The organism is Pseudomonas sp. NCCP-436 (genome assembly GCF_019656335.1).
In the GTDB taxonomy this organism is placed as follows: domain Bacteria; phylum Pseudomonadota; class Gammaproteobacteria; order Pseudomonadales; family Pseudomonadaceae; genus Aquipseudomonas.
The window spans coordinates 331,331-358,008 of sequence record NZ_BPLZ01000003.1; the positions used below are offsets into that span (position 1 = coordinate 331,331).

33 protein-coding genes and 1 tRNA gene are annotated in these 26,678 nt (G+C 58.0%); all 34 read right to left on the reverse strand.

Annotated features, from left to right (window positions below; genetic code table 11):
- Complete coding sequence (gene rpmD, locus NCCP436_RS05670) at window positions 1-180, reverse strand: 50S ribosomal protein L30 (RefSeq protein ID WP_159973761.1); 180 nt, start codon at window positions 178-180, stop codon at window positions 1-3.
- A 2-nt stretch (window positions 181-182) separates the two neighbouring features.
- Window positions 183-683: a 30S ribosomal protein S5 gene (rpsE, locus tag NCCP436_RS05675; protein WP_220802863.1), complete on the reverse strand. Its 501-nt coding sequence runs from the start codon at window positions 681-683 to the stop codon at window positions 183-185.
- 3 nt (window positions 684-686) lie between these two features.
- A complete protein-coding gene (rplR, locus tag NCCP436_RS05680) occupies window positions 687-1,037 on the reverse strand; it encodes a 50S ribosomal protein L18 (protein ID WP_220802864.1) in 351 nt (116 codons plus the stop codon).
- 11 nt (window positions 1,038-1,048) lie between these two features.
- Window positions 1,049-1,582, reverse strand: coding sequence for a 50S ribosomal protein L6 (rplF, locus tag NCCP436_RS05685; RefSeq protein WP_220802865.1), 534 nt, complete (start codon window positions 1,580-1,582; stop codon window positions 1,049-1,051).
- A 14-nt stretch (window positions 1,583-1,596) separates the two neighbouring features.
- The gene (gene rpsH / locus NCCP436_RS05690; RefSeq protein ID WP_220802866.1) at window positions 1,597-1,989 is read right to left on the reverse strand and encodes a 30S ribosomal protein S8; all 393 of its coding nucleotides are present in this window, start codon (window positions 1,987-1,989) and stop codon (window positions 1,597-1,599) included.
- Window positions 1,990-2,173: 184 nt separating this feature from the next.
- A complete protein-coding gene (gene rpsN / locus NCCP436_RS05695) occupies window positions 2,174-2,479 on the reverse strand; it encodes a 30S ribosomal protein S14 (RefSeq protein WP_220802868.1) in 306 nt (101 codons plus the stop codon).
- A gap of 14 nt (window positions 2,480-2,493) precedes the next feature.
- Window positions 2,494-3,033, reverse strand: coding sequence for a 50S ribosomal protein L5 (gene rplE, locus NCCP436_RS05700; RefSeq protein ID WP_220802870.1), 540 nt, complete (start codon window positions 3,031-3,033; stop codon window positions 2,494-2,496).
- Between the two features lie 19 nt (window positions 3,034-3,052).
- Window positions 3,053-3,367, reverse strand: coding sequence for a 50S ribosomal protein L24 (gene rplX, locus NCCP436_RS05705; protein WP_220802871.1), 315 nt, complete (start codon window positions 3,365-3,367; stop codon window positions 3,053-3,055).
- 11 nt (window positions 3,368-3,378) lie between these two features.
- Entirely contained in the window at window positions 3,379-3,747 is a 369-nt protein-coding gene (gene rplN, locus NCCP436_RS05710; protein ID WP_045484118.1) for a 50S ribosomal protein L14, read from the reverse strand.
- 23 nt (window positions 3,748-3,770) lie between these two features.
- Complete coding sequence (gene rpsQ, locus NCCP436_RS05715; protein ID WP_220802873.1) at window positions 3,771-4,037, reverse strand: 30S ribosomal protein S17; 267 nt, start codon at window positions 4,035-4,037, stop codon at window positions 3,771-3,773.
- A 2-nt stretch (window positions 4,038-4,039) separates the two neighbouring features.
- Window positions 4,040-4,231 carry a 50S ribosomal protein L29 gene (rpmC, locus tag NCCP436_RS05720; RefSeq protein WP_220802874.1) on the reverse strand — a complete coding sequence of 64 codons (192 nt, stop codon included), beginning with the start codon at window positions 4,229-4,231 and terminating at the stop codon, window positions 4,040-4,042.
- On the reverse strand, window positions 4,231-4,644 hold the full coding sequence (rplP, locus tag NCCP436_RS05725; protein ID WP_220802876.1) for a 50S ribosomal protein L16: 414 nt from the start codon (window positions 4,642-4,644) through the stop codon (window positions 4,231-4,233). The genes rpmC and rplP overlap by 1 nt, the downstream gene beginning before the upstream one ends.
- 12 nt (window positions 4,645-4,656) lie before the next feature.
- Window positions 4,657-5,343, reverse strand: a complete 687-nt coding sequence (rpsC, locus tag NCCP436_RS05730) for a 30S ribosomal protein S3 (protein ID WP_003243898.1) — start codon at window positions 5,341-5,343, stop codon at window positions 4,657-4,659.
- A 13-nt stretch (window positions 5,344-5,356) separates the two neighbouring features.
- Window positions 5,357-5,689, reverse strand: coding sequence for a 50S ribosomal protein L22 (gene rplV, locus NCCP436_RS05735; RefSeq protein WP_015475325.1), 333 nt, complete (start codon window positions 5,687-5,689; stop codon window positions 5,357-5,359).
- A gap of 12 nt (window positions 5,690-5,701) precedes the next feature.
- On the reverse strand, window positions 5,702-5,977 hold the full coding sequence (gene rpsS / locus NCCP436_RS05740; protein ID WP_220802878.1) for a 30S ribosomal protein S19: 276 nt from the start codon (window positions 5,975-5,977) through the stop codon (window positions 5,702-5,704).
- Window positions 5,978-5,993: 16 nt separating this feature from the next.
- Entirely contained in the window at window positions 5,994-6,818 is an 825-nt protein-coding gene (rplB, locus tag NCCP436_RS05745; protein ID WP_220802879.1) for a 50S ribosomal protein L2, read from the reverse strand.
- A 14-nt stretch (window positions 6,819-6,832) separates the two neighbouring features.
- Complete coding sequence (gene rplW, locus NCCP436_RS05750; RefSeq protein WP_220802881.1) at window positions 6,833-7,132, reverse strand: 50S ribosomal protein L23; 300 nt, start codon at window positions 7,130-7,132, stop codon at window positions 6,833-6,835.
- The gene (rplD, locus tag NCCP436_RS05755; RefSeq protein ID WP_220802883.1) at window positions 7,129-7,731 is read right to left on the reverse strand and encodes a 50S ribosomal protein L4; all 603 of its coding nucleotides are present in this window, start codon (window positions 7,729-7,731) and stop codon (window positions 7,129-7,131) included. Before rplD ends, rplW begins: the two co-directional genes overlap by 4 nt.
- A 13-nt stretch (window positions 7,732-7,744) precedes the next feature.
- Window positions 7,745-8,374 (reverse strand): 50S ribosomal protein L3, encoded by a 630-nt coding sequence (gene rplC, locus NCCP436_RS05760; RefSeq protein ID WP_220802885.1) that lies wholly within the window; start codon window positions 8,372-8,374, stop codon window positions 7,745-7,747.
- 83 nt (window positions 8,375-8,457) lie between these two features.
- Window positions 8,458-8,769 (reverse strand): 30S ribosomal protein S10, encoded by a 312-nt coding sequence (gene rpsJ / locus NCCP436_RS05765; protein WP_003243886.1) that lies wholly within the window; start codon window positions 8,767-8,769, stop codon window positions 8,458-8,460.
- A 207-nt stretch (window positions 8,770-8,976) separates the two neighbouring features.
- Entirely contained in the window at window positions 8,977-10,167 is a 1,191-nt protein-coding gene (gene tuf, locus NCCP436_RS05770; protein ID WP_220802887.1) for an elongation factor Tu, read from the reverse strand.
- A gap of 30 nt (window positions 10,168-10,197) precedes the next feature.
- The gene (gene fusA / locus NCCP436_RS05775; protein ID WP_220802889.1) at window positions 10,198-12,333 is read right to left on the reverse strand and encodes an elongation factor G; all 2,136 of its coding nucleotides are present in this window, start codon (window positions 12,331-12,333) and stop codon (window positions 10,198-10,200) included.
- Between the two features lie 30 nt (window positions 12,334-12,363).
- Entirely contained in the window at window positions 12,364-12,834 is a 471-nt protein-coding gene (gene rpsG, locus NCCP436_RS05780) for a 30S ribosomal protein S7 (RefSeq protein WP_068830793.1), read from the reverse strand.
- Window positions 12,835-12,935: 101 nt separating this feature from the next.
- Window positions 12,936-13,307 carry a 30S ribosomal protein S12 gene (gene rpsL, locus NCCP436_RS05785; RefSeq protein WP_220802891.1) on the reverse strand — a complete coding sequence of 124 codons (372 nt, stop codon included), beginning with the start codon at window positions 13,305-13,307 and terminating at the stop codon, window positions 12,936-12,938.
- A gap of 140 nt (window positions 13,308-13,447) precedes the next feature.
- On the reverse strand, window positions 13,448-17,647 hold the full coding sequence (gene rpoC, locus NCCP436_RS05790; RefSeq protein ID WP_220802893.1) for a DNA-directed RNA polymerase subunit beta': 4,200 nt from the start codon (window positions 17,645-17,647) through the stop codon (window positions 13,448-13,450).
- A 63-nt stretch (window positions 17,648-17,710) separates the two neighbouring features.
- Window positions 17,711-21,784 (reverse strand): DNA-directed RNA polymerase subunit beta, encoded by a 4,074-nt coding sequence (rpoB, locus tag NCCP436_RS05795; protein ID WP_220802895.1) that lies wholly within the window; start codon window positions 21,782-21,784, stop codon window positions 17,711-17,713.
- 220 nt (window positions 21,785-22,004) lie between these two features.
- Complete coding sequence (rplL, locus tag NCCP436_RS05800; RefSeq protein WP_220802897.1) at window positions 22,005-22,376, reverse strand: 50S ribosomal protein L7/L12; 372 nt, start codon at window positions 22,374-22,376, stop codon at window positions 22,005-22,007.
- 80 nt (window positions 22,377-22,456) lie between these two features.
- A complete protein-coding gene (gene rplJ, locus NCCP436_RS05805; RefSeq protein WP_220802899.1) occupies window positions 22,457-22,957 on the reverse strand; it encodes a 50S ribosomal protein L10 in 501 nt (166 codons plus the stop codon).
- A gap of 214 nt (window positions 22,958-23,171) precedes the next feature.
- A complete protein-coding gene (gene rplA, locus NCCP436_RS05810; protein ID WP_220802901.1) occupies window positions 23,172-23,867 on the reverse strand; it encodes a 50S ribosomal protein L1 in 696 nt (231 codons plus the stop codon).
- Window positions 23,867-24,298, reverse strand: coding sequence for a 50S ribosomal protein L11 (gene rplK, locus NCCP436_RS05815; protein ID WP_220802903.1), 432 nt, complete (start codon window positions 24,296-24,298; stop codon window positions 23,867-23,869). The genes rplA and rplK overlap by 1 nt, the downstream gene beginning before the upstream one ends.
- Before the next feature lie 116 nt (window positions 24,299-24,414).
- The gene (gene nusG, locus NCCP436_RS05820) at window positions 24,415-24,948 is read right to left on the reverse strand and encodes a transcription termination/antitermination protein NusG (protein WP_024309662.1); all 534 of its coding nucleotides are present in this window, start codon (window positions 24,946-24,948) and stop codon (window positions 24,415-24,417) included.
- 9 nt (window positions 24,949-24,957) lie between these two features.
- The gene (secE, locus tag NCCP436_RS05825) at window positions 24,958-25,326 is read right to left on the reverse strand and encodes a preprotein translocase subunit SecE (RefSeq protein WP_220802905.1); all 369 of its coding nucleotides are present in this window, start codon (window positions 25,324-25,326) and stop codon (window positions 24,958-24,960) included.
- A gap of 44 nt (window positions 25,327-25,370) precedes the next feature.
- Window positions 25,371-25,446: transfer RNA gene (locus tag NCCP436_RS05830), tRNA-Trp, on the reverse strand.
- A 53-nt stretch (window positions 25,447-25,499) separates the two neighbouring features.
- Window positions 25,500-26,678, reverse strand: a 1,179-nt coding sequence (gene tuf, locus NCCP436_RS05835; protein ID WP_220802906.1) for an elongation factor Tu, incomplete at its 5' end; no start/stop codon positions are given.

Sequence of the window (26,678 nt, forward strand, 5' to 3'; positions counted from 1 at the left end):
TTAACCCTCCACCTTCAGCAGGTAGTAAGCCTTGTTGATCATGCCGCGGTTTTCAGGAGTATCCTGAACTTCGACGGTGTGACCGATGCGACGCAGACCAAGGCCCTTGACGCAAGCTTTGTGATTGGCCAGACGGCCATTGGTGCTCTTGATCAGAGTCACTTTGACGGTATTAGCCATGGTTAGAGAATCTCCTCGACGCTCTTGCCACGCTTGGCCGCCACGGATTCCGGGGACTGCATGGCCTGCAGACCTTTGAAAGTGGCATGAACCACGTTCACCGGATTGGTCGAGCCGTAGCACTTGGCCAAAACGTTCTGCACGCCTGCAACTTCCAGAACGGCACGCATGGCGCCGCCTGCGATGATACCGGTACCTTCGGAGGCCGGCTGCATGTACACCTTGGAGGCACCATGAGCCGACTTGATCGGGTACTGCAGAGTAGTACCGTCCAGATCCACCTGAATCATGTTGCGACGCGCAGCTTCCATCGCCTTCTGGATGGCTGCCGGCACTTCACGGGACTTGCCGCGGCCAAAGCCGACGCGACCCTTGCCATCACCAACCACGGTCAGCGCGGTGAAAGTGAAGATACGGCCACCCTTTACGGTCTTGGCGACGCGGTTAACCTGAACCAGCTTCTCGATGTAGCCTTCGTCGCGCTTTTGGTCGTTATTTGCCATAACTTAGAACTCCAGCCCGCCTTCACGAGCAGCATCAGCCAGCGCCTTGACGCGGCCGTGGTACTTGAAGCCAGAACGGTCGAATGCTACCTGAGTAACGCCGGCAGCTTTCGCACGCTCGGCAACCAGCGCACCAACTTTCTTGGCCGCGTCGACGTTGCCGGTGGCGCCATCACGCAGTGCTTTGTCCAAGGTAGAGGCACTGGCCAGAACCTTGCCGCCGTCGGCCGAGATGACCTGGGCGTAGATGTGCTGCGAAGAACGATGCACGCACAGACGCACGGCTTCGAGCTCGTGCATTTTCAAGCGTGCCTTGCGCGCGCGACGCAGACGAGTAAGTTTTTTGTCGGTCATTTCTCAGCCCCTTACTTCTTCTTGGCTTCTTTACGACGGACAACTTCATCCGCGTAACGAACGCCCTTGCCTTTGTAAGGTTCAGGACGACGGAAGTCACGGATTTCCGCAGCCACCTGACCCACCAATTGCTTGTCGATACCCTTGATCAGGATCTCGGTCTGGCTCGGGGTCTCAGCTACGACGCCTGCTGGCAGTTCGTAGTCGATCGGGTGAGAGAAGCCCAGCGCGAGGTTCAGCACCTGGCCCTTGGCCTGAGCCTTATAGCCCACACCTACCAATTGCAGCTTACGCTCAAAGCCCTGGCTGACGCCGATGACCATGTTATTGACCAGAGCACGGGTGGTACCGGCCATGGCACGGTTCTGCTGATCGCCATTGCGGGCAGCGAAGCGCAGCTCGCTACCTTCCTGGATCACCTCAACGGAGGGATGAACATTCAGCTCCAGAGCGCCCTTGGCGCCCTTGACCGAAAGCTGCTGACCAGCGAGTTTGACCTCGACACCGGCAGGCAGCACGACGGGGTTCTTAGCAACGCGAGACATGCCTATCCCCCCCCTTAGAACACGGTGCAGAGCACTTCACCACCGACACCGGCAGCGCGTGCAGCACGATCCGTCATCACACCCTTGTTGGTGGAGACGATGGAAACACCGAGACCGCCACGAACCTTCGGCAGTTCATCGACGGATTTGTACTGACGAAGACCGGGACGGCTGACGCGCTTGACTTCCTCGATGACCGGACGGCCTTCGAAGTACTTCAGCTCGATCGACAGCTGCGGCTTGGATTCGCCGTTTACTTCATAACCCGCAATGTAACCTTCGTCCTTCAGAACCTTGGCTACAGCCACCTTCAGAGTGGAAGACGGCATGCTTACGACAGACTTTTCAGCCATCTGGGCATTACGGATACGAGTTAGCATGTCCGCTAACGGGTCCTGCATACTCATGGGCTAGACGCTCCTGATACAAATAGAACAGCCCGAAGGCTGTGGGATCTTCCCAAAGCTCGACACGAAAATGTCGGGCTCAGGAGAGCCGGACATTCTAGAGATCGTTCAAAAATGAATCAAGCCCCAAAGGGGGCTTGATCATGAAAGACAAAGCCGGCACTAGGCCGGCTTTGCTTGCTTCTTACCAGCTGGCTTTCACCAGGCCCGGCACGTCGCCGCGCATGGCAGCTTCGCGCAGCTTGTTGCGCGAGAGGCCGAACTTGCGGTAGACGCCGTGCGGACGACCCGTTACGCGGCAGCGGTTGCGCAGGCGCGAAGGGCTGGCGTCACGGGGCTGTTTTTGCAGAGCGATCTGCGCTTCCCAGCGAGCTTCCGGAGTGGAGTTCGGGTTGGCGATGATCGCTTTCAGCTCGGCACGCTTCTTGGCGTACTTGGCTACCGTTTGCTGACGCTTCAGCTCACGGTTTTTCATGCTCGTTTTAGCCATTTTCCAGACTCCGGTCAGTTGCGGAACGGGAAGTTGAAGGCACGCAGCAGCGCGCGACCTTCATCATCGGTACGGGCAGTGGTGGTCAGGGTAATGTCCAGACCACGCAGCGCATCGATCTTGTCGTAATCGATTTCCGGGAAGATGATCTGCTCTTTCACACCCATGCTGTAGTTGCCGCGACCGTCGAAGGACTTGGCATTCAGACCGCGGAAGTCACGTACGCGCGGCAGGGAGATGGAAAGCAGACGATCCAGGAACTCGTACATCTTCTCGCGACGCAGAGTGACCTTGACGCCAATCGGCCAGCCCTCACGAACCTTGAAGCCCGCGATGGACTTACGAGCGTGAGTCACAACAGCCTTCTGGCCGGTGATCTTCTCGAGGTCGGCAACAGCGTTCTCGATGACTTTCTTGTCACCGATCGCCTCGCCCAGGCCCATGTTCAGGGTGATTTTGGTGATGCGCGGAACTTCCATCACGTTCGCCAGCTTCAGTTCTTCCTTCAGCTTGGGCGCGATTTCCTTCCGGTAAATCTCTTTCAGTCGTGCCATGGTATTTACCTACGGATTCTCAAGCGCCAACCGGCTTTTGGGTGGACTTGAAGACACGAATTTTCTTGCCGTCTTCGACCTTGAAGCCAACGCGGTCAGCCTTGCTGGTTTCCGGGTTGAAGATGGCAACGTTGGAAACGTGCAGAGGCGCTTCTTTCTCAACGATACCGCCTTGAACGCCAGCCATCGGGTTCGGCTTGGTATGGCGCTTCACCAGGTTGACCCCGCTGACAACCAGACGGTCGTCAGCAAGAACCTTCAGCACCTTGCCACGCTTACCTTTGTCTTTGCCGGCGATCACGATGATCTCGTCGTCACGACGAATCTTTTGCATGTCGGATCTCCTTAAAGCACTTCAGGGGCGAGCGAGACGATCTTCATGAACTTCTCACCACGGAGTTCACGGGTCACCGGGCCGAAAATACGGGTACCGATGGGCTCCTGCTTGTTGTTCAGCAGAACAGCAGCGTTGCCATCGAAACGGATGATCGAGCCGTCGGCACGACGAACGCCGTGACGGGTACGAACAACCACCGCGGTCATGACCTGACCTTTCTTCACTTTGCCGCGCGGAATTGCTTCCTTAACGGTCACCTTGATGATGTCGCCGATGCCGGCATAGCGACGATGCGAGCCGCCCAGCACCTTGATGCACATGACACGACGTGCACCGCTGTTATCAGCCACATCGAGCATGGATTGAGTCTGAATCATAAAATTTCTCCGACCCTTAGCTCTTAGACTTCTACGGCGCGTTCAACGACTTCAACCAGAGCCCAGGACTTGGTCTTGGACTGCGGACGGGTTTCACGAATGGAAACCTTGTCGCCGATCTTGCACTGGTTGTTTTCGTCGTGAGCGTGCAGCTTGGTGGAACGCTTCACGTACTTGCCGTAGATCGGGTGCTTAACGCGACGCTCGATCAGAACGGTGATGGTCTTGTCCATCTTGTCGCTGACAACACGGCCGGTCAGCGTACGGACAGTCTTTTCAACTTCAGCCATGATCACTTACCTGCCTGCTGGTTGAGCACGGTCTTCACGCGAGCGATGTCGCGCTTGACTTGCGAGAGCAGGTGAGACTGCCCCAACTGACCAGTTGCCTTCTGCATGCGCAGGTTGAACTGATCGCGCAGCAGGCCGAGCAATTGCTCGTTCAGCTGCTCTGCTGTTTTTTCACGAAGTTCGGTCGCTTTCATCACATCACCGTCCGCTTAACAAAGGTGGTGGCGAGCGGCAGCTTTGCAGCAGCCAGGGCGAAAGCCTCACGCGCCAGCTCTTCGGAAACGCCCTCGATCTCGTACAGAACCTTGCCTGGCTGGATCTGGGCTACCCAGTATTCAACGCCACCCTTACCTTTACCCATACGCACTTCAAGAGGCTTCTTGGTAACCGGCTTGTCCGGGAAGACGCGAATCCAGATCTTGCCGCCACGCTTCACGTGACGAGTGAGGGCACGACGAGCGGCCTCGATCTGGCGGGCGGTGAGACGACCGCGGGATACGGACTTCAGCGCATACTCGCCGAAGCTGACCTTGCTACCGCGCTGAGCCAGACCACGGTTGTGGCCGGTCATCTGCTTGCGGAACTTCGTACGCTTTGGTTGCAACATGATGCGTACTCCTTATTTCTTAGCAGCTTTACGAGGAGCGGGCGCTTGCGGCTTCAGCTCTTCTGTGCGGCCACCAATGACCTCACCCTTGAAGATCCAAACCTTGACGCCGATCACACCATAGGTGGTGTGCGCTTCGTAGGTGGCGTAATCGATATCGGCACGCAGGGTGTGCAGAGGCACACGACCTTCGCGATACCACTCGGTACGGGCAATTTCAGCGCCGCCGAGACGACCACTCACCTGGATCTTGATGCCCTTGGCACCAATGCGCATGGCGTTTTGTACAGCGCGCTTCATGGCGCGACGGAACATAACGCGACGCTCCAGCTGCTGAGCTACGCTCTGCGCAACCAGCATACCGTCGAGCTCCGGCTTGCGGATCTCTTCGATGTTGATGTGCACCGGCACACCCATTTGCTTGGTCAGGTCCTGACGCAGCTTCTCAACATCTTCACCTTTCTTGCCAATCACGATACCGGGACGGGCGGTGTGGATGGTGATGCGTGCGGTTTGAGCCGGACGAGCGATATCGATACGGCTAACGGACGCGCTTTTTAGTTTGTCTTGCAGGTATGCACGAACCTTCAGGTCGGCATTCAGGTAGTCGGCGTAATTGCGACCATCTGCGTACCAGACCGAAGTGTGATCCTTGACGATTCCCAGGCGGATGCCAACGGGATGTACTTTCTGACCCATCTGATCGACTCCGTTACTTGTCCGCAACCTTGACAGTGATATGGCAAGACCGCTTGACGATGCGATCAGCACGGCCCTTGGCACGCGGCATGATGCGCTTAAGCGAACGCCCTTCGTTGACGAAAACGGTGCTGACCTTCAGGTCATCAACGTCTGCGCCTTCGTTGTGCTCGGCGTTGGCAACGGCCGACTCCAGCACTTTCTTCATGATCTCGGCGGCTTTCTTGTTGCTGAAAGCCAGGAGGTTGAGCGCGTCGCCCACCTTCTTCCCGCGGATCTGGTCGGCGACCAAGCGGGCTTTCTGGGCGGAGATGCGAGCGCCCGACAACTTAGCGGCTACTTCCATTTCCTTGACCCCTTAGCGCTTGGCTTTCTTGTCGGCCACGTGACCACGATAGGTACGGGTGCCGGCAAATTCGCCCAGTTTGTGGCCGACCATGTCTTCGCTTACCAGAACCGGGACATGCTGACGACCGTTATGCACAGCGATGGTCAGACCGACCATCTGCGGCAGGATCATAGAACGACGCGACCAGGTTTTAACCGGTTTGCGATCGTTCTTTTCCACCGCCGCCTCGACCTTCTTCAGTAGGTGAAGATCGATAAAAGGACCTTTTTTCAGAGAACGTGGCACTGTCGTATCCCTCTATTTACTTGCGACGACGGACGATCATGTTGTCGGTGCGCTTATTGGCACGGGTCTTCGCACCCTTGGTCGGGAAGCCCCATGGCGACACCGGATGACGACCACCGGAGGTACGACCTTCACCACCACCGTGCGGGTGATCAACCGGGTTCATGGCAACACCACGAACGGTCGGACGAACACCGCGCCAGCGTTTGGCACCGGCCTTACCCAGCGAACGCAGGCTATGCTCGGAGTTCGAGACTTCACCCAGGGTAGCACGGCACTCGGCCAGCACTTTGCGCATCTCGCCGGAACGCAGACGCAGGGTCACATAAGCACCTTCGCGCGCAACCAGCTGAGCGGAAGCACCAGCGGAACGAGCGATCTGAGCACCTTTACCCGGCTTCAGCTCAACACCATGAACGGTCGAACCGACCGGAATGTTGCGCAGCTGCAGGGTGTTACCCGCCTTGATCGGCGCCATGTTGCCCGAAACCAGCTGATCGCCGGCCACCACGCCCTTGGGCGCGATGATGTAACGACGTTCGCCGTCAGCATATTTCAGCAGGGCGATGTGAGCAGTACGGTTCGGATCGTACTCGACACGCTCGACGATGGCCGGAATACCGTCCTTGTCGTTGCGGCGAAAATCGATCAGACGATAGTGCTGCTTATGGCCGCCACCAACGTGACGGGTAGTAATACGGCCGTTGTTGTTACGACCGCCGGACTTCGACTTCTTCTCGAGCAGCGGAGCGTACGGAGCGCCTTTGTGCAGCTCCTGACTGACCACCTTGACCACAAAACGGCGGCCCGAGGAAGTCGGCTTGCATTTAACGATTGCCATGATGCTCCCCTTCCTTACTCAGCACTGCTGGTGAAATCGAGTTCTTGGCCCGGCTGAAGGGAAATAACCGCCTTCTTCCAGTCGTTACGCTTGCCCAGACCGCGAGCGGTGCGCTTGCTCTTGCCCAGAACATTCTGGGTAGTAACACGCTCAACCTTCACGCCGAACAGACTTTCGACAGCCTTCTTGATTTCCAGCTTGGTCGCATCGGTCGCGACCTTGAAAACGAACTGACCTTGCTTGTCAGCCAGAAGCGTGGCCTTCTCGGAGATGTGCGGGCCAACCAGCACTTTGAATACGCGTTCCTGGTTCATCCCAGCAGCTCCTCGAATTTCTTCACGGCCGAAACGGTGACCAGCACCTTCTCGTACGCAATCAGGCTGACCGGATCGGAACCCTGGACGTCACGAACATCAACGTGCGGCAGGTTGCGAGCAGCCAGATACAGATTCTCATCGACAGCGTCGGACACGATCAGCACATCGTTCAGACCCAGCCCATTGAGCTTGCTCAACAGCGCCTTGGTTTTCGGAGCCTCGACGGAGAAGTCCTCAACTACAACCAGGCGATCGGTACGAACCAGCTCAGAAAGGATGGAGCGCAGTGCAGCGCGGTACATCTTCTTGTTGAGCTTCTGCTCGTGATTGCGAGTGGTCGCAGCAAAGGTCACGCCACCGCCACGCCAGATCGGACCGCGAGTGGTACCAGCACGGGCACGACCGGTACCCTTCTGGCGCCACGGACGCTTACCACCGCCGGAAACGTCAGCACGGGACTTTTGCCCCTTGGTGCCCTGGCGACCGCCAGCCATGTAGGCCACGACTGCTTGGTGAACCAGGGTCTCATTGAACTCGCCACCAAAGGTCGCATCGGACACTTCGATTGCCTGAGCGCCATTTACATTCAATTGCATCTCAGAATCTCCCTTACGCCTTGACTGCCGGACGAACGATAACGTCACCGCCAGTAGCGCCAGGAACGGCACCCTTGACCAGCAGCAGATTACGCTCGGCGTCTACGCGCACGATTTCCAGGGACTGGACGGTTACACGCTCAGCGCCCAGGTGACCGGACATCTTTTTGCCCTTGAATACGCGACCCGGGGTCTGGCACTGACCAATGGAACCCGGAACACGGTGGGAGACGGAGTTGCCGTGAGTGTTGTCCTGACCGCGGAAGTTCCAACGCTTGATGGTACCGGCAAAGCCCTTACCCTTGGACTGACCGGTGACATCCACCAGCTGACCAGCTTGGAAAATTTCAGCGTTGATCAGATCACCAGCTTTGTATTCGCCTTCTTCAAGACGAAACTCCAGAACGGTACGACCTGCCGCGACATTCGCCTTGGCGAAATGACCGGCCTGCGCCTTGTTGACTCGGGAAGCACGACGCTCGCCAACAGTGACCTGCACTGCGCGATAGCCATCAGACTCCTCGCTTTTGAACTGGGTGACGCGATTCGGCTCGATCTCGATGACCGTAACCGGAATGGAGACACCATCTTCGGTGAAAATGCGGGTCATGCCGCACTTACGACCGACTACACCAATAGCCATGTTTTAAACCTCATGAGTGTACGGGGCTTTCACCCGCTATGGCCGCCCATTTCAGAGCGTTACACGACCAAAACCGCCAGGTTTTAGCCGAGGCTGATCTGCACTTCCACGCCTGCCGCAAGGTCCAGCTTCATCAGCGCGTCAACGGTTTTGTCCGTCGGCTGGACGATGTCCAGAACACGCTTATGAGTGCGGATTTCGTACTGATCACGCGCGTCCTTGTTGACGTGCGGAGAGATCAGTACGGTGTACCGCTCCTTACGAGTAGGCAGAGGAATCGGACCACGCACCTGAGCACCAGTACGTTTCGCGGTTTCCACGATTTCCTGGGTAGATTGATCGATCAGGCGATGGTCAAAAGCCTTCAACCGAATGCGGATTTGTTGGTTTTGCATTTTGACCTCAGATTCCAAGCTGCTAATTCCCCCGGACGGACTACGCCCGCTCAAGGGAGGCGCAATTGTACGGACGCCCCCCGGGGGTGTCAACTTTTAACCAGATCAAAAAATCACCGCCCGCATTTGCCCTAGCGCACCAGACAAAACAGACAGGTAAAAAGAAAGGGGCCTCAAGGGCCCCTTTCCTTCCAAAGTATCAGTCGATTACTCGATAACTTTGGCTACCACGCCGGCACCAACGGTACGACCACCTTCGCGGATAGCGAAGCGCAGGCCGTCTTCCATGGCGATCGGCTTGATCAGGGTGACAGTCATCTTGATGTTGTCACCCGGCATTACCATCTCTACGCCTTCCGGCAGTTCGCAGTTACCGGTCACGTCAGTGGTACGGAAGTAGAACTGCGGACGATAGCCCTTGAAGAACGGGGTGTGACGACCACCTTCTTCCTTGGACAGCACGTACACTTCTGCTTCGAACTTGGTGTGCGGCTTGATGGTGCCCGGCTTGGCCAGAACCTGACCACGCTCTACTTCGTCACGCTTGGTGCCGCGCAGCAGGATACCGCAGTTCTCACCAGCACGCCCTTCGTCCAGCAGCTTGCGGAACATTTCCACGCCAGTACAGGTAGTCTTGGCAGTGTCGCGCAGACCAACGATTTCGATCTCTTCCTGAACCTTGATCACGCCACGCTCGACACGACCGGTTACCACAGTACCGCGACCGGAAATCGAGAACACGTCTTCGATCGGCATCAGGAACGGCTTGTCGATGGCGCGCTCCGGCTCAGGAATGTAGGAATCCAGGGTCTCGACCAGCTTACGCACGGCCGGAGCACCGATCTCGGACTCGTCACCCTCCAGAGCCTTCAGAGCCGAACCCACGATGATCGGGGTGTCGTCACCCGGGAAGTCGTAGGTGCTCAGCAGGTCGCGAACTTCCATCTCGACCAGCTCCAGCAGCTCAGCGTCGTCAACCATGTCGGCCTTGTTCAGGAACACGACAATGTACGGAACACCAACCTGACGGGACAGCAGGATGTGTTCACGAGTTTGCGGCATGGGGCCGTCAGCAGCCGAACAAACCAGGATCGCACCGTCCATCTGGGCAGCACCGGTGATCATGTTCTTCACGTAGTCGGCGTGGCCGGGGCAGTCAACGTGCGCGTAGTGACGAACAGGGGAGTCGTATTCTACGTGCGAGGTGTTGATGGTGATACCACGAGCCTTCTCTTCCGGCGCGTTATCGATCTGGTCGTAACCTTTGGCCTCACCGCCCCAGGTCTTGGCGCAGACGGTCGCGATGGCAGCGGTCAGAGTGGTCTTACCGTGGTCAACGTGACCGATGGTGCCAACGTTGAGGTGCGGTTTGTTACGTTCAAATTTTTCCTTAGCCACGACAGTAAACCTCTTACTTAAAGGGCGGGATTAGCCTTGTTTTTTAACCAGTGCTTCGACGATGTTCGACGGAGCTTCTGCGTACTTGGAGAATTCCATGGAGTAGCTGGCGCGACCCTGGGACATGGAACGGACGTCGGTAGCGTAACCAAACATCTCGCCCAGCGGAACTTCGGCACGAATAACCTTGCCGGAAACCGAATCTTCCATACCCTGAATCAGACCACGACGACGGTTCAGGTCACCCATCACGTCACCCATGTAATCCTCGGGGGTCACAACTTCCACTTTCATGATCGGCTCAAGCACCTTGCCGCCACCCTTCTGGGCCAGCTGCTTGGTAGCCATGGAGGCGGCAATCTTGAACGCCATCTCGTTAGAGTCGACGTCGTGGTAGGAACCATCAAACACGGTAGCCTTCAGGCCGATCAGCGGATAACCGGCAACAACGCCGTTTTTCATCTGCTCTTCGATACCCTTCTGGATAGCCGGAATGTATTCCTTCGGTACCACACCACCTACGACTTCACTGGTAAATACCAGACCTTCGGTGATATTGCCTTTCTCGTCCACGTCCGGAGCCGAGAAACGGATCCAGCAGTGACCGAACTGACCGCGACCACCGGACTGACGAACGAACTTACCTTCGATCTCGACATTGTCCTTGGTGATGGTCTCACGATAGGAAACCTGCGGCTTGCCGATGTTGGCCTCAACGCCGAATTCACGCTTCATGCGGTCGACGATGATGTCCAGGTGCAGCTCACCCATACCGGAAATGATGGTTTGACCGGTTTCCTCGTCGGTCTTGACGCGGAACGACGGGTCTTCCTGAGCCAGACGCCCCAGCGCAATGCCCATCTTCTCCTGGTCAGCCTTGGTCTTCGGCTCAACAGCCACCGAGATAACCGGCTCCGGGAAGTCCATGCGCTCGAGGATAACCGGCTTCTCGTGATCGCACAGGGTGTCACCAGTGGTCACATCCTTCATACCGATCAGAGCCGCGATATCACCCGCACGCACTTCCTTGATCTCATCACGCTGATTGGCGTGCATCTGCACCATACGACCAACGCGCTCTCTCTTACCCTTGACCGAGTTCAGCACGGAGTCGCCCGAAGCCAGAACACCGGAGTAAACACGGGTAAAGGTCAGAGTACCAACGAACGGGTCGGTGGCAATCTTGAATGCCAGAGCTGAGAACGGCTCATCATCCGAAGCAATACGCTCGACTTTCGGCGCATCATCACCCTGTTCCACGTGATCAGGATGGACACCCTGAATCGCCGGGATATCAGTCGGAGCCGGCAGGAAATCGATAACGGCATCGAGAACCAGCGGAACACCCTTGTTCTTGAAGGAGGAACCCAGAACGGCCGGAACGATCTCACAAGCGATGGTGCGCTGACGCAGCCCCGCCTTGATTTCTTCCAGAGAGAGGTCGCCCTCTTCCAGATACTTGTTCATCAGCTCTTCGTTGGCCTCGGCAGCAGCCTCAACCATGTTCGAGCGGTACTCTTCAGCCTGGTCACGCAGCTCTTCCGGGATCTCTTCCTCGCGGAAGGTCATGCCCTTGTCGTCTTCGTTCCAGTAGATGGCCTTCATGCGCAGCAGGTCGACCTGGCCTACGAAATTCTCTTCGGAACCGATCTGCAGCTGCAGCGGAACCGGAGTATGCCCAAGGCGCTTCTTGATCTGCTCGACAACGCGCAGGAAGTTGGCACCCTGACGGTCCATCTTGTTCACGTAAACGATACGCGGAACGCCGTATTTGTTGGCCTGACGCCATACGGTTTCGGACTGCGGCTCAACACCGGAAGTACCACAGAACACAACGACGGCACCGTCGAGCACGCGCAGGGAGCGCTCTACTTCGATGGTGAAGTCAACGTGGCCGGGAGTGTCGATGACGTTGATGCGGTGGTTCTTGTACTGCTTCTGCGAACCAGCCCAGAAGGCCGTTACAGCAGCAGAGGTAATGGTAATACCACGCTCTTGCTCCTGAACCATCCAGTCGGTGGTCGAAGCGCCATCGTGGGTCTCACCCATCTTGTGGTTAACACCGGTATAGAACAGCACGCGCTCGGTGGTCGTGGTCTTGCCTGCATCCACGTGCGCGCAGATACCGATGTTACGGTAGAGATTGATCGGTGTAGTACGAGCCATATAGCCCTCGCAAGGTTAATGTCGCTGAGATTAGAAGCGGTAGTGCGAGAAAGCCTTGTTGGCTTCAGCCATACGGTGAACGTCTTCACGCTTCTTGACCGCAGCACCTTTGCCTTCAGCAGCATCCAGCAGCTCGCCCGCAAGACGCAGAGCCATGGACTTCTCACCACGCTTGCGAGCGAAGTCCACCAGCCAGCGCATGGCCAGGGCGTTACGACGGGACGGACGAACCTCGACCGGAACCTGGTAGGTAGCACCGCCTACACGGCGGGACTTGACTTCGACCAGCGGAGCGATGGCGTCGAGAGCTTTCTCGAAGATCTCCAGGGGATCGCTGTTCTTGCGTGCCTTAACCGTCTCCAGAGCGCCGTAAACGATGCGCTCGGCTACGGCCTTCTTGCCGCTTTCCATCACGTGGTTCATGAATTTGGCGAGAATCTGAGATCCATACTTCGGATCGTCCAGAATCTCACGCTTTGCTGCTACACGACGTCTTGGCATTGATAAGCCCTCAAACGGTCTTCAGGTTAGCCCGGGACAACGACCATGCCGCGCCCGACCTTACTCTTATCGACTCAACAGAATAAAAGAATCAAACGGCCTTATTTCGGACGCTTGGTACCGTACTTGGAACGACCCTGCTTACGGTCTTTGACGCCGGAGGTATCCAGCGAACCACGCACGGTGTGGTAACGCACACCCGGAAGGTCTTTTACACGACCGCCACGGATCAGCACCACGCTGTGTTCCTGCAGGTTGTGGCCTTCACCACCGATGTACGAAGAAACTTCGTAACCGTTGGTCAGACGCACACGGCACACCTTACGCAGTGCCGAGTTAGGTTTCTTCGGCGTGGTGGTGTACACGCGGGTGCACACGCCACGACGCTGCGGGCAGTTCTGCAGCGCAGGCACGTCGGACTTGTCGACGACGCGCTTGCGCGGCTGACGCACCAGCTGGTTGATAGTTGCCATCTACTAGCTCCACTGTTGTCTTTCGACATAAACAAAGATGGCAGAGCCAAACGCCCTGCCAAATTTAGGGGTGCATGAGTCTAAAGAGACTCAAGCCCCCAGTCAAGGCGAAGCCCGCCAGTCACCTGACGGGCTTCGACTCAATTTCCGCTTGAGTTCAAGGCTTCGGTCAGCGCGGCTTCCACCTCACTGGCGCTGACACGAACCGGCTTGTCGGCATCACGCTTGCGCTTGCGCTCGCTGTGATAGGCCAGGCCGGTACCAGCCGGAATCAGACGCCCCACCACCACGTTTTCCTTCAGGCCGCGCAGGTAATCACGCTTACCGGTAACCGCTGCTTCGGTGAGCACGCGGGTGGTTTCCTGGAAGGATGCCGCGGAGATGAACGATTCGGTCGACAGCGAGGCCTTGGTGATACCCAGCAGTACGCGGGTGTACTTGGCCGGGAACTTGTCCTCTTCAGCCAGGCGCTCGTTCTCAACCAACACCTGAGTCAACTCAACCTGATCGCCCTTGATGAAGGACGAATCACCCGCCTCGGTGATTTCCACCTTGCGCAGCATCTGACGCAGAATGGTCTCGATGTGTTTGTCGTTGATCTTCACGCCCTGCAGGCGGTACACGTCCTGGATCTCGTTGACGATGTACTTGGCCAGCGCGCTGACACCCAGCAGGCGCAGAATGTCGTGCGGATCGCTCGGACCGTCGGAGATTACCTCACCGCGGTTGACCTGCTCACCTTCGAACACGTTCAGGTGACGCCATTTCGGAATCAGCTCTTCGTACGGCTCACTGCCATCGTTCGGGGTAATGACCAGACGACGCTTGCCCTTGGTCTCCTTGCCGAAACTGATGGTGCCGCTGACTTCTGCCAGGATCGAAGCCTCTTTCGGACGACGGGCTTCGAACAGGTCGGCAACGCGCGGCAGACCACCGGTAATGTCGCGGGTCTTCGAAGTTTCCTGCGGGATACGGGCGATAACGTCGCCAACCGCAATCTGCGCACCGTCAGCCACACCAACCAGAGCGTTAGCCGGCAGGAAGTACTGGGCCGGTACGTCGGTACCCGGCAGCAGCAGCTCCTTGCCGCTGTCGTCGACCAGCTTGATGGCAGGACGAATGTCCTTGCCGGCAGCCGGACGATCCTTCGGATCCATTACTTCGATGTTGGTCAGGCCGGTCAGTTCGTCGGTCTGACGCTTGATGGTGATGCCTTCCTCCATGCCGACGAAGGTCACGGTACCCTTCATCTCGGTCACGATCGGGTGGGTATGCGGATCCCACTTGGCCACAATGGCGCCAGCCTCAACCTTATCGCCTTCCTTCACCGAGATCACGGCACCGTATGGCAGCTTGTAGCGCTCACGCTCGCGACCGAACTCGTCGGCCACTGCCAGTTCGCCGGAACGCGATACGGCCACCAGGTTACCGTCGACACGCTCGACATACTTCAGGTTGTGCAGGCGCACTGCCCCGCCGTTCTTCACCTGGACGCTATCGGCAGCCGAAGTCCGGCTGGCAGCACCACCGATGTGGAAGGTACGCATGGTCAGCTGGGTACCCGGCTCACCAATGGACTGGGCAGCAATAACACCGACCGCCTCACCAATGTTGACCTGGTGACCACGGGCCAGATCGCGGCCATAGCACTTGGCGCAGATACCGTAGCGGGTTTCACAGGTGATCGGCGAACGCACGACGACTTCGTCGATGCTGTTGAGCTCGATGAACTCAACCCACTTCTCATCAATCAGAGTACCGGCCGGCACGATAACCTCATCAGTACCCGGCTTAAACACATCCTTGGCGATCACTCGACCCAGCACACGCTCGCCGAGCGGCTCGACCACGTCGCCGCCTTCGATGTGCGGAGTCATCAGCAGACCCTGCTCGGTACCACAGTCGGTTTCGGTCACGACCAGATCCTGGGCCACGTCCACCAGACGACGAGTCAGGTAACCGGAGTTCGCGGTCTTCAGTGCGGTATCCGCCAGACCCTTACGAGCACCGTGGGTGGAGATGAAGTACTGCAGAACCGACAGACCTTCGCGGAAGTTCGCCGTGATCGGAGTCTCGATGATCGAGCCGTCCGGCTTGGCCATCAGACCACGCATACCAGCCAACTGACGAATCTGCGCGGCGCTACCACGCGCACCGGAGTCCGCCATCATGTACATGGAGTTGAACGACTCCTGCTCGACGGTATTACCGTCACGATCAACCACCTTCTCCTTGGAGAGGTTGGCCATCATCGCTTTTGAAACTTCGTCGTTGGCCTTCGACCAGAGGTCGATCACCTTGTTGTACTTCTCACCCTGGGTTACCAGACCGGAAGCATACTGCGACTCAATCTCCTTCACTTCCTCGGTGGCGGCGTCGATGATGCGCGCCTTCTCATCCGGAATGACGAAGTCGTTCACGCCGATCGAAACACCGGAGATGGTCGAGTAAGCAAAGCCGGTGTACATCAGCTGGTCGGCGAAAATCACGGTGTCTTTCAGACCCACAGTTCGGTAGGTCTGGTTGATCAGCTTGGAGATCGCCTTCTTCTTCATCGGCTGATTGACCACATCGAACGGCAGGCCGGCCGGAACAATCTGGAACAGCAGTGCACGGCCGACAGTAGTATCGACGATGCGCGTGCGCTTCTCGATGCTGTCGTCCTTGTGCTTGATGGTCTCGTTGATACGCACCTTGATCTTGGCATGCAGGGAGGCCTCACCGGCACGGAATACCCGGTCGACTTCCTGCAGGTCAGCGAATACACGCCCCTCGCCCTTGGCATTCACTGCCTCGCGGGTCATGTAGTACAGCCCCAGAACCACGTCCTGCGACGGCACGATGATCGGCTCACCGTTTGCCGGCGAGAGGATGTTGTTGGTCGACATCATCAGCGCACGCGCTTCCAGCTGGGCCTCGAGGGTCAGCGGGACGTGCACGGCCATCTGGTCACCGTCGAAGTCGGCGTTGTATGCGGCGCACACCAGCGGATGCAGCTGGATGGCCTTGCCTTCGATCAGTACGGGTTCGAACGCCTGGATACCCAGACGGTGCAGGGTCGGCGCACGGTTGAGCAGCACGGGGTGCTCACGAATCACCTCGGCGAGAACGTCCCAGACCTCGGGCAGCTCGCGCTCAACCATCTTCTTGGCGGCCTTGATGGTGGTCGCCAGGCCACGGGCTTCCAGCTTGCCGAAGATAAACGGCTTGAACAGCTCCAGGGCCATCTTCTTCGGCAGACCGCACTGGTGCAGGCGCAGGGTCGGGCCCACGGTAATTACGGAACGACCGGAGTAGTCCACGCGCTTGCCGAGCAGGTTCTGACGGAAACGACCCTGCTTGCCCTTGATCATGTCGGCCAGCGACTTCAGCGGACGCTTGTTCGAGCCGGTAATGGCACGGCCACGACGGCCGTTATCCAGCAGGGCATCGACAGCTTCCTGCAGCATGCGCTTTTCGTTGCGTACGATGATGTCCGGCGCAGACAGATCAAGCAGGCGCTTCAGACGGTTGTTACGGTTGATCACGCGGCGATACAGATCGTTCAGATCCGAGGTCGCAAAGCGGCCACCATCCAGCGGAACCAGCGGACGCAGATCCGGCGGCAGAACCGGCAGAACGGTCAGCACCATCCACTCCGGCAGGTTGCCGGAGTCCTTGAAGGCTTCCATCAGCTTCAAGCGCTTGGACAGCTTCTTGATCTTGGTCTCGGAGTTGGTCTGCGGAATCTCCTCGCGCAGACGGGCGATCTCGTGATCCAGGTCGATCGCCGCCAGCAGCTCACGCACGGCCTCGGCGCCCATGCGGGCATCGAAGTCGTCACCGAACTCTTCAAGGGCTTCGAAGTACTGCTCATCGTTCAGCAGTTGGCCCTTCTCGAGGGTGGTCATGCCCGGATCAATCACTACGTAGCTCTCGAAGTAGAGCACGCGCTCGATATCACGCAGGGTCATGTCCATCAGCAGGCCGATACGGGACGGCAGCGACTTCAGGAACCAGATGTGGGCGACCGGCGAGGCCAGCTCGATGTGAGCCATGCGCTCGCGGCGCACCTTGGCCAGCGCAACTTCCACGCCGCACTTCTCGCAGATCACACCGCGGTGCTTGAGGCGCTTGTACTTGCCGCACAGACACTCATAGTCCTTCACCGGGCCGAAGATCTTGGCGCAGAACAGGCCGTCACGCTCAGGCTTGAAGGTACGGTAGTTGATGGTTTCCGGCTTCTTAACTTCACCGAACGACCACGAACGGATCATCTCGGGCGAAGCCAGTCCGATACGGATGGCGTCGAACTCTTCGATCTGACCCTGGTTTTTCAGCAAATTCAGTAGGTCTTTCAAGGCCTTTCCTCCTGGCGGAGCAGGCAGCGAGCTGGACTAGCCCCGCTGCCGATTCACGTCGTGTTATTCGGTTTCCAGATCGATGTCGATGCCGAGCGAACGGATTTCTTTGATCAGCACGTTGAAGGACTCGGGCATGCCCGGCTCCATGCGGTGATCGCCATCCACGATGTTCTTGTACATCTTGGTCCGGCCGTTCACATCGTCCGACTTCACAGTCAGCATTTCCTGCAGGGTGTAGGCAGCACCATAGGCCTCCAGCGCCCAGACCTCCATCTCCCCGAAACGCTGACCACCGAACTGCGCCTTACCACCCAGCGGCTGCTGGGTAACCAGGCTGTAGGAACCAGTGGAACGCGCGTGCATCTTGTCGTCCACCAGGTGGTTCAGTTTGAGCATGTACATGTAGCCGACAGTGGTCGGACGCTCGAACTGGTTGCCAGTACGGCCGTCAAACAGGCGCATCTGGCCGCTCTCCGGGAGATCGGCCAGTTTGAGCATGGCCTTGATCTCTTTCTCCTTGGCACCATCGAAGACCGGCGTGGCCATCGGCACACCGCCCTTGAGGTTGTTCGCCAGCTCGAGAATCTCGTTGTCGGACAGCTCGTCGAGGTTTTCCTGACGGCCACCGATCTCGTTATAGATCTCGTTGAGGAACTGACGCAGTTCGGCAACCTTACGCTGCTCTTCGAGCATGCGGTTGATCTTCTCACCCAGCCCCTTGGCCGCGAGACCCAGGTGGGTTTCGAGGATCTGACCGACGTTCATACGCGACGGTACGCCCAACGGGTTCAGCACGATGTCCACCGGCGTGCCGTTGGCATCATAGGGCATGTCCTCGACCGGCATGATCACCGAGACCACACCCTTGTTACCGTGACGCCCGGCCATCTTGTCACCCGGCTGGATGCGACGGCGGATGGCCAGATAGACCTTGACGATCTTCAGCACGCCCGGAGCGAGGTCGTCGCCCTGCTGCAGCTTGCGCTTCTTATCCTCGAACTTGTCGTCGAGCAACTGACGGCGGTCGGAGAGATAGGCCTGAGCCTTCTCCAACTGCTCGTTCAGCGCGTCGTCGGCCATGCGCAGCTTGAACCACTGAGCCCGCTCCAGACCATCGAGGATCTCGTCAGTGATCACAGTGCCCTTCTTCAGGCCGGCACCGCCTTCGGCAGTAGCACCGACCAAAGCCGAACGCAGACGCTCGAAGGTAGCGCCTTCGACGATGCGGAACTCTTCGTTCAGATCCTTGCGGATCTCGTCGAGCTGCTGCTTCTCAATGGCCAGGGCGCGGCTGTCGCGCTCCACGCCATCACGAGTGAACACCTGCACGTCAATGACAGTACCCTTGGTGCCGGTCGGCACGCGCAGGGAGGTGTCCTTCACGTCGCTGGCCTTCTCACCGAAGATCGCGCGCAGCAGTTTCTCTTCCGGAGTCAGTTGAGTCTCGCCCTTCGGCGTGACCTTGCCAACCAGGATGTCGCCCGGACCTACTTCAGCACCGACGTAGACGATACCGGCCTCATCCAGCTTGTTCAGCGCAGCCTCACCAACGTTCGGGATATCCGAGGAAATTTCCTCCGGGCCGAGTTTGGTGTCACGGGCCACACAGGTCAGCTCCTGGATGTGGATAGTGGTAAAGCGGTCTTCCTGTACCACGCGCTCAGACAGACAGATGGAGTCTTCGAAGTTGAAGCCGTTCCACGGCATGAACGCCACGCGCATGTTCTGACCCAGCGCCAGCTCGCCCATATCGGTGGACGGACCGTCGGCCATGATGTCGCCACGCGCTACCTGATCACCTTTCTTCACCAGCGGACGCTGATTGATGCAGGTGTTCTGGTTGGAGCGGGTGTACTTGGTCAGGTTGTAGATATCAACACCGGCTTCACCGGTTTCAACTTCATCGTCATTGACGCGCACAACGATACGGCTGGCATCGACCGAGTCGATCACGCCGCCACGGCGGGCCACCACACAGACGCCGGAGTCACGGGCAACGTTGCGCTCCATGCCGGTCCCCACCAGCGGCTTGTCAGCACGCAGAGTCGGTACAGCCTGACGCTGCATGTTCGAACCCATCAGTGCACGGTTGGCGTCGTCGTGCTCAAGGAACGGAATCAGCGAAGCCGCAACGGAAACCACCTGCTTGGGCGAAACGTCCATCAGGGTGACGTCTTCCGGCGCTTTCACGGTGAATTCGTTCAGGTGACGCACAGCCACCAGTTCGTCGACCAGCTCGCCTTTCTCATTCAGCGCAGCGGAAGCCTGGGCAATCACGTGATCGGCTTCTTCGATGGCGGAGAGGAAGACGATTTCGTCGGTCACCTTGCCTGCCTTGACCACGCGGTACGGGCTTTCCAGAAAGCCGTACTGGTTGGTGCGGGCATAGGCGGCCAGCGAGTTGATCAGACCGATGTTCGGACCCTCAGGTGTTTCAATCGGGCACACACGACCGTAGTGGGTCGGGTGTACGTCACGCACCTCAAAGCCGGCACGCTCACGGGTCAGACCGCCTGGGCCGAGTGCGGAGACGCGGCGCTTGTGGGTGATTTCCGAGAGCGGGTTGTTCTGGTCCATGAACTGCGAAAGCTGGCTGGAACCGAAGAACTCTTTCACTGCCGCCGCAACCGGCTTGGCGTTGATCAGATCCTGCGGCATCAGGCCTTCACTTTCTGCCATCGACAGACGTTCCTTGACCGCGCGCTCAACGCGCACCAGGCCAACACGGAACTGGTTCTCGGCCATCTCGCCGACGCAACGCACGCGGCGGTTACCCAGGTGGTCGATGTCGTCGACGATGCCCTTGCCGTTACGGATATCGACCAGGGTCTTCAGTACATCGACGATGTCCTCCTTGGACAGCACGCCGGAACCTTCGATTTCGGTACGACCGATACGACGATTGAACTTCATGCGGCCAACTGCGGACAGATCGTAACGCTCGGCACTGAAGAACAGGTTGTTGAACAGGGTCTCGGCGGCATCCTTGGTTGGCGGCTCGCCAGGACGCATCATGCGGTAAATCTCGACCAGCGCTTCCAGCTGATTGGTGGTGCTGTCGATCTTCAGGGTATCGGAGATGAACGGACCGCAGTCAATGTCGTTGGTGTAGAGCGTCTCGAAACGCACGACATTGGCCTTGGCCATCTTGGCCAGCAATTCGGCGGTCAGTTCTGTGTTGCACTCGGCGATGATCTCACCGGTGGACGGATGCACCACTGCCTTGGCAGTGGTACGGCCAATAACGTAGTCCAGCGGCACTTCCAGCTCTTTGATACCGGCGCGGTCCAACTGGTTGATGTGGCGAGCGGTAATACGACGGCCCTGCTCGACGATGACCTTGCCGCTGGCATCCTTGATGTCGAGAACCGCAACTTCGCCACGCAGGCGCTGAGGCACCAATTCCAGGGTCAGGGTCTCACCCTTCACATGGAATACGTTGGTGTCATAGAAGATATCCAGCACCTCTTCGGTGCTGTAGCCCAGTGCGCGCAGCAGTACCGATGCCGGCAGCTTGCGGCGACGGTCGATACGCACGAATACAGCATCCTTCGGATCAAACTCGAAGTCCAGCCAGGAGCCGCGGTAGGGAATGATACGGGCGGAGTACAGCAGCTTGCCCGAACTGTGGGTCTTGCCACGGTCGTGGTCGAAGAACACACCCGGGGAGCGGTGCAGCTGGGAAACGATCACACGCTCGGTACCGTTGATGATGAAGGTACCGTTCTCGGTCATGAGCGGGATCTCGCCCATGTAGACTTCCTGCTCTTTGATGTCCTTGATCGCCTTGTTCGACGATTCTTTGTCGAAAATGATCAGGCGCACCTTGACTCGCAGCGGCACGGCATAGGTCACACCGCGCAGAACGCATTCCTTGACATCGAAAGCCGGCTCGCCCAGGCGATAGCCGACGTACTCCAGGGCAGCGTTACCGGAATAGCTGATGATCGGGAATACCGATTTGAAGGCCGCATGCAGGCCGACATCGCGGAACTGCTCCTTGCTCACCCCTTGCTGCAGGAATTCACGATACGAATCCAGCTGGATGGCCAGGAGGTAAGGCACATCCATGACATCCGGCAACTTGCTAAAGTCCTTGCGGATACGTTTTTTCTCAGTGTATGAGTAAGCCATCAGCGTTCCCCAGCTTGGTCACCTGCTTGTTTGGTCAACGCCGGCGGCGACGACCAGAAAATCTTGCAAACCTTGTGTTTGCAGCCGTCCTCGGGACGGGATCTTTCGGTTCCAGGCCTGCGTGACATTCATCGACCTAGAACGGAAAAAGGCCGGTGGCAAAAGCCACCAGCCGTCAGCCTTGTGCGAGTAGCGCGGGCTGTTGACGCAAGGGACGAACTTACTTGAGCTCGACCTTGGCGCCTGCTTCTTCCAGTGCCTTCTTGGCAGCTTCGGCTTCTTCTTTCGAAGCGCCTTCCTTGACTACGCTCGGAGCGCCGTCGACCAGAGCCTTGGCTTCTTTCAGGCCCAGACCGGTCAGCTCGCGAACAGCCTTGATCACGTTTACTTTCTTGTCGCCGGCTTCGGCCAGAACGATGTTGAACTCGGTCTGTTCTTCAGCAGCGGCAGCAGCGCCGGCAGCCGGGGCAGCAGCAACGGCGGCGGCAGCAGTCACGCCGAAGGTTTCTTCCATCGCCTTGATCAGTTCAACGATTTCCATTACGGATTTCTGGCCGATCGCTTCGATGATTTGCTCGTTAGTCAGAGACATGACTATCAATTCCTGTATTGGGGTGATGGCTTATACGGCCATCAAATTAAACATGTGAATTCGAAAGCGCCTATGCAGCCTCAGGCAGCAGCAGCTTCTTTCTGATCGCGAATGGCCGCCAGCGTACGGGCGAGCTTGCTGGTGGCGCCCTGAATCACGCTCATCAGCTGTGCAATGCCCTCTTCGCGGGTCGGCAGGCTTGCCAGTACGTCGATCTCGTTTGCTGCGAGGAACTTGCCCTCGAACGCAGCTGCCTTGATCTCGAACTTGTCCTGACCCTTGGCAAACTCCTTGAACAGACGAGCAGCAGCGCCCGGGTGCTCATTGGAGAAAGCGATAAGGGTCGGGCCCTTGAACACGTCGTTGAGCACGTCGAACTGAGTGCCTTCAACAGCGCGCTTGAGCAGGGTGTTACGCACGACTTTCACGTACACACCAGCTTCACGGGCCTCTTTACGGAGTCCGGTCATTGCGCCGACGGTCACGCCACGGGCATCAGCCACGACAGCGGACAGACCGGCTTTGGCAGCCTCGTTGACTTCAGCGACGATGGCCTTCTTGTCTTCGAGTTTAATTGCCACGGGTTTACTCCTGGATTTTACCGTTTCGCCGAGCCATAGCCCGGCGGCGTTTTGGTGTCTGATTCGGTAACGAATCGGGAGCACCATCTGCGTAGGCTCCAGAGAATCGCTTCCCTAGGTTTAAGAGCACTGTCGCCTACGGTCTTGGACAGCCCCCGCCAGGCAGGGACCCCAATCTGCAAGGCCGGCAGCCTTCCACCACCGGCCTAATTTGTTACGCGTCGAGCGAAGCCTGATCGATGAGCAGACCAGGGCCCATGGTGGTGCTCAGGGTCACACGCTTGACGTACACACCTTTCGAGGTGGACGGTTTCAAGCGCTTCAGGTCAGCCAACAGGGCTTCCACGTTCTGCTTAAGCGCAGCAGGTTCGAAACCCACCTTGCCAACGGAGGTGTGGATGATACCGTTCTTGTCGGTACGGAAACGCACCTGACCAGCCTTGGCGTTCTTCACAGCGGTGGCCACATCCGGAGTCACGGTGCCAACCTTCGGGTTCGGCATCAGACCCCGCGGACCGAGCACCTGGCCCAGCTGACCGACGACACGCATGGCATCCGGGGAAGCGATGACTACGTCGTAGTTCAGATCGCCAGCCTTCATCTCAGCTGCCAGATCGTCCATACCGACCTTGTCGGCGCCGGCAGCCAGTGCGGCCTCGGCAGCCGGCCCCTGGGTGAACACGGCAACACGAACGGTTTTGCCGGTACCGTTCGGCAGAACGGTAGCACCACGCACGACCTGATCGGATTTACGCGGATCAACACCCAGATTCACGGCGATGTCGAACGACTCGGTAAACTTGACAGCGGACAGTTCGGCCAGCAGCTTGGCTGCATCTTCGAACGAATAGGCCTTGCCGGCCTCTACCTTGGCAGCGATAGCCTTCTGGCGCTTGGTCAACTTAGCCATTACACACCCTCCACGTTCAGGCCCATGCTACGAGCGGAGCCGGCGATGGTGCGCACGGCCGCTTCCAGATCAGCGGCAGTCAGATCAGCCTGCTTGGTCTTGGCGATCTCTTCCAACTGAGCACGGGTAACGGTACCAACCTTAACGGTGTTCGGACGTGCAGAACCACTGGCCAGGCCAGCAGCCTTCTTCAGCAGTACGGCAGCCGGGGTGCTCTTGGTTTCAAAAGTGAAGCTGCGGTCACTGTAAACGGTGATGATCACAGGAGTCGGCAGACCGGGCTCGACGCCCTGAGTCTTGGCGTTGAACGCCTTGCAGAACTCCATGATGTTCACGCCATGCTGACCCAGAGCCGGGCCAACGGGTGGCGACGGATTGGCCTGACCAGCCTTGACCTGCAGCTTGATATAAGCCTGAATTTTCTTAGCCATTAGCTACTCCAGTTTCGGGTTCCAACGCCTGACGGCTCCCCGGTTATTACGCCTTTATCCCAGTGACAACAAAACCCCGCAACCTGCGGCTGCGGGGTATGGGATGCCTATTTCAGCTACGCCTTTTCGACCTGACTGAACTCCAACTCGACCGGGGTTGAGCGACCAAAAATGGTCACCGCAACCTGAATCCGGCTCTTTTCGTAATTTACTTCTTCGACAACGCCACCAAAGTCGGCAAAAGGGCCATCGATCACGCGAACCATTTCACCGGGTTCAAACAGAGTCTTCGGCTTTGGCTTGTCGCCACTATCAGCAACGCGACGCAGAATGGCTTCAGCTTCTTTCTCTGTGATAGGTGCCGGTTTGTCGGCAGTACCACCAATGAAGCCCATGACCCGCGGCGTATCCTTGATCAGGTGCCAAGTCGCCTCGTTCATCTCCATCTGTACCAGGACGTAGCCAGGGAAGAACTTGCGCTCACTCTTGCGCTTCTGACCATTGCGCATCTCGACCACTTCCTCAGTGGGAACGAGAATCTCGCCAAAGTCGTCTTCCATACCAGCCAGCTTGACGCGCTCGATGAGCGAGCGCATTACATGCTTCTCGTAACCAGAGTATGCATGCACCACGTACCAACGCTTAGCCACGAGACACCTTCAACCAACAATCAGGGAAATAAGCCAACCAAGCAGGGAATCAAGCCCCCACAACAGCAGCGCCATTACCAGGACTACAGCCACAACAATCAAAGTTGTCTGACTGGTTTCCTGACGGGTCGGCCAAACAACTTTACGAATCTCTACACGCGCTTCTTTCAACAGAACGGCAAATGCCTGACCGCGAGCCGTCTGCAGAGCGACCGCCCCAGCCACAACAGCAAGCACCAGAACACCAATGACACGATAGAGCACCGACTCAGCAGCAAAGTACTGATTACCAACGACACCTACCGCGACCAGAACAGCAACGAGCAGCCACTTGAACAGATCAAAGCGGGAATCTTTGGCTTCAGCCTTAGCATTCATGCGAGTGGATCCTGTGAAAGACACGCCAGATTCGTTTAAGAAAATGGCAGGTCAGGAGGGAATCGAACCCCCAACCTGCGGTTTTGGAGACCGCCGCTCTGCCAATTGAGCTACTGACCTAGAGGGGAATCAGGCCGACCATTATGCCGGCCTGAGAGAAACAGATCAAGACCTTATTCGATAACCTTGGCTACCACGCCAGCACCAACGGTACGACCACCTTCGCGGATAGCGAAGCGCAGGCCGTCTTCCATGGCGATCGGCTTGATCAGGGTGACAGTCATCTTGATGTTGTCACCCGGCATTACCATCTCTACGCCTTCCGGCAGTTCGCAGTTACCGGTCACGTCAGTGGTACGGAAGTAGAACTGCGGACGATAGCCCTTGAAGAACGGGGTGTGACGACCACCTTCTTCCTTGGACAGCACGTACACTTCTGCTTCGAACTTGGTGTGCGGCTTGATGGTGCCCGGCTTGGCCAGAACCTGACCACGCTCTACTTCGTCACGCTTGGTGCCGCGCAGCAGGATACCGCAGTTCTCACCAGCACGCCCTTCGTCCAGCAGCTTGCGGAACATTTCCACGCCAGTACAGGTAGTCTTGGCAGTGTCGCGCAGACCAACGATTTCGATCTCTTCCTGAACCTTGATCACGCCACGCTCGACACGACCGGTTACCACAGTACCGCGACCGGAAATCGAGAACACGTCTTCGATCGGCATCAGGAACGGCTTGTCGATGGCGCGCTCCGGCTCAGGAATGTAGGAATCCAGGGTCTCGACCAGCTTACGCACGGCCGGAGCACCGATCTCGGACTCGTCACCCTCCAGAGCCTTCAGAGCCGAACCCACGATGATCGGGGTGTCGTCACCCGGGAAGTCGTAGGTGCTCAGCAGGTCGCGAACTTCCATCTCGACCAGCTCCAGCAGCTCAGCGTCGTCAACCATGTCGGCCTTGTTCAGGAACACGACAATGTACGGAACACCAACCTGACGGGACAGCAGGATGTGTTCACGAGTTTGCGGCATGGGGCCGTCAGCAGCCGAACAAACCAGGATCGCACCGTCCATCTGGGCAGCACCGGTGATCATGTTCTTCACGTAGTCGGCGTGGCCGGGGCAGTCAACGTGCGCGTAGTGACGAACAGGGGAGTCGTATTCTACGTGCGAGGTGTTGATGGTGATACCACGAGCCTTCTCTTCCGGCGCGTTATCGATCTGGTCGTAACCTTTGGCCTCACCGCCCCAGGTCTTGGCGCAGACGGTCGCGATGGCAGCGGTCAGAGTGGTCTTACCGTGGTCAACGTGACCGATGGTGCCAACGTTGAGGTGCGGTTTGTTACGTTCAAATTT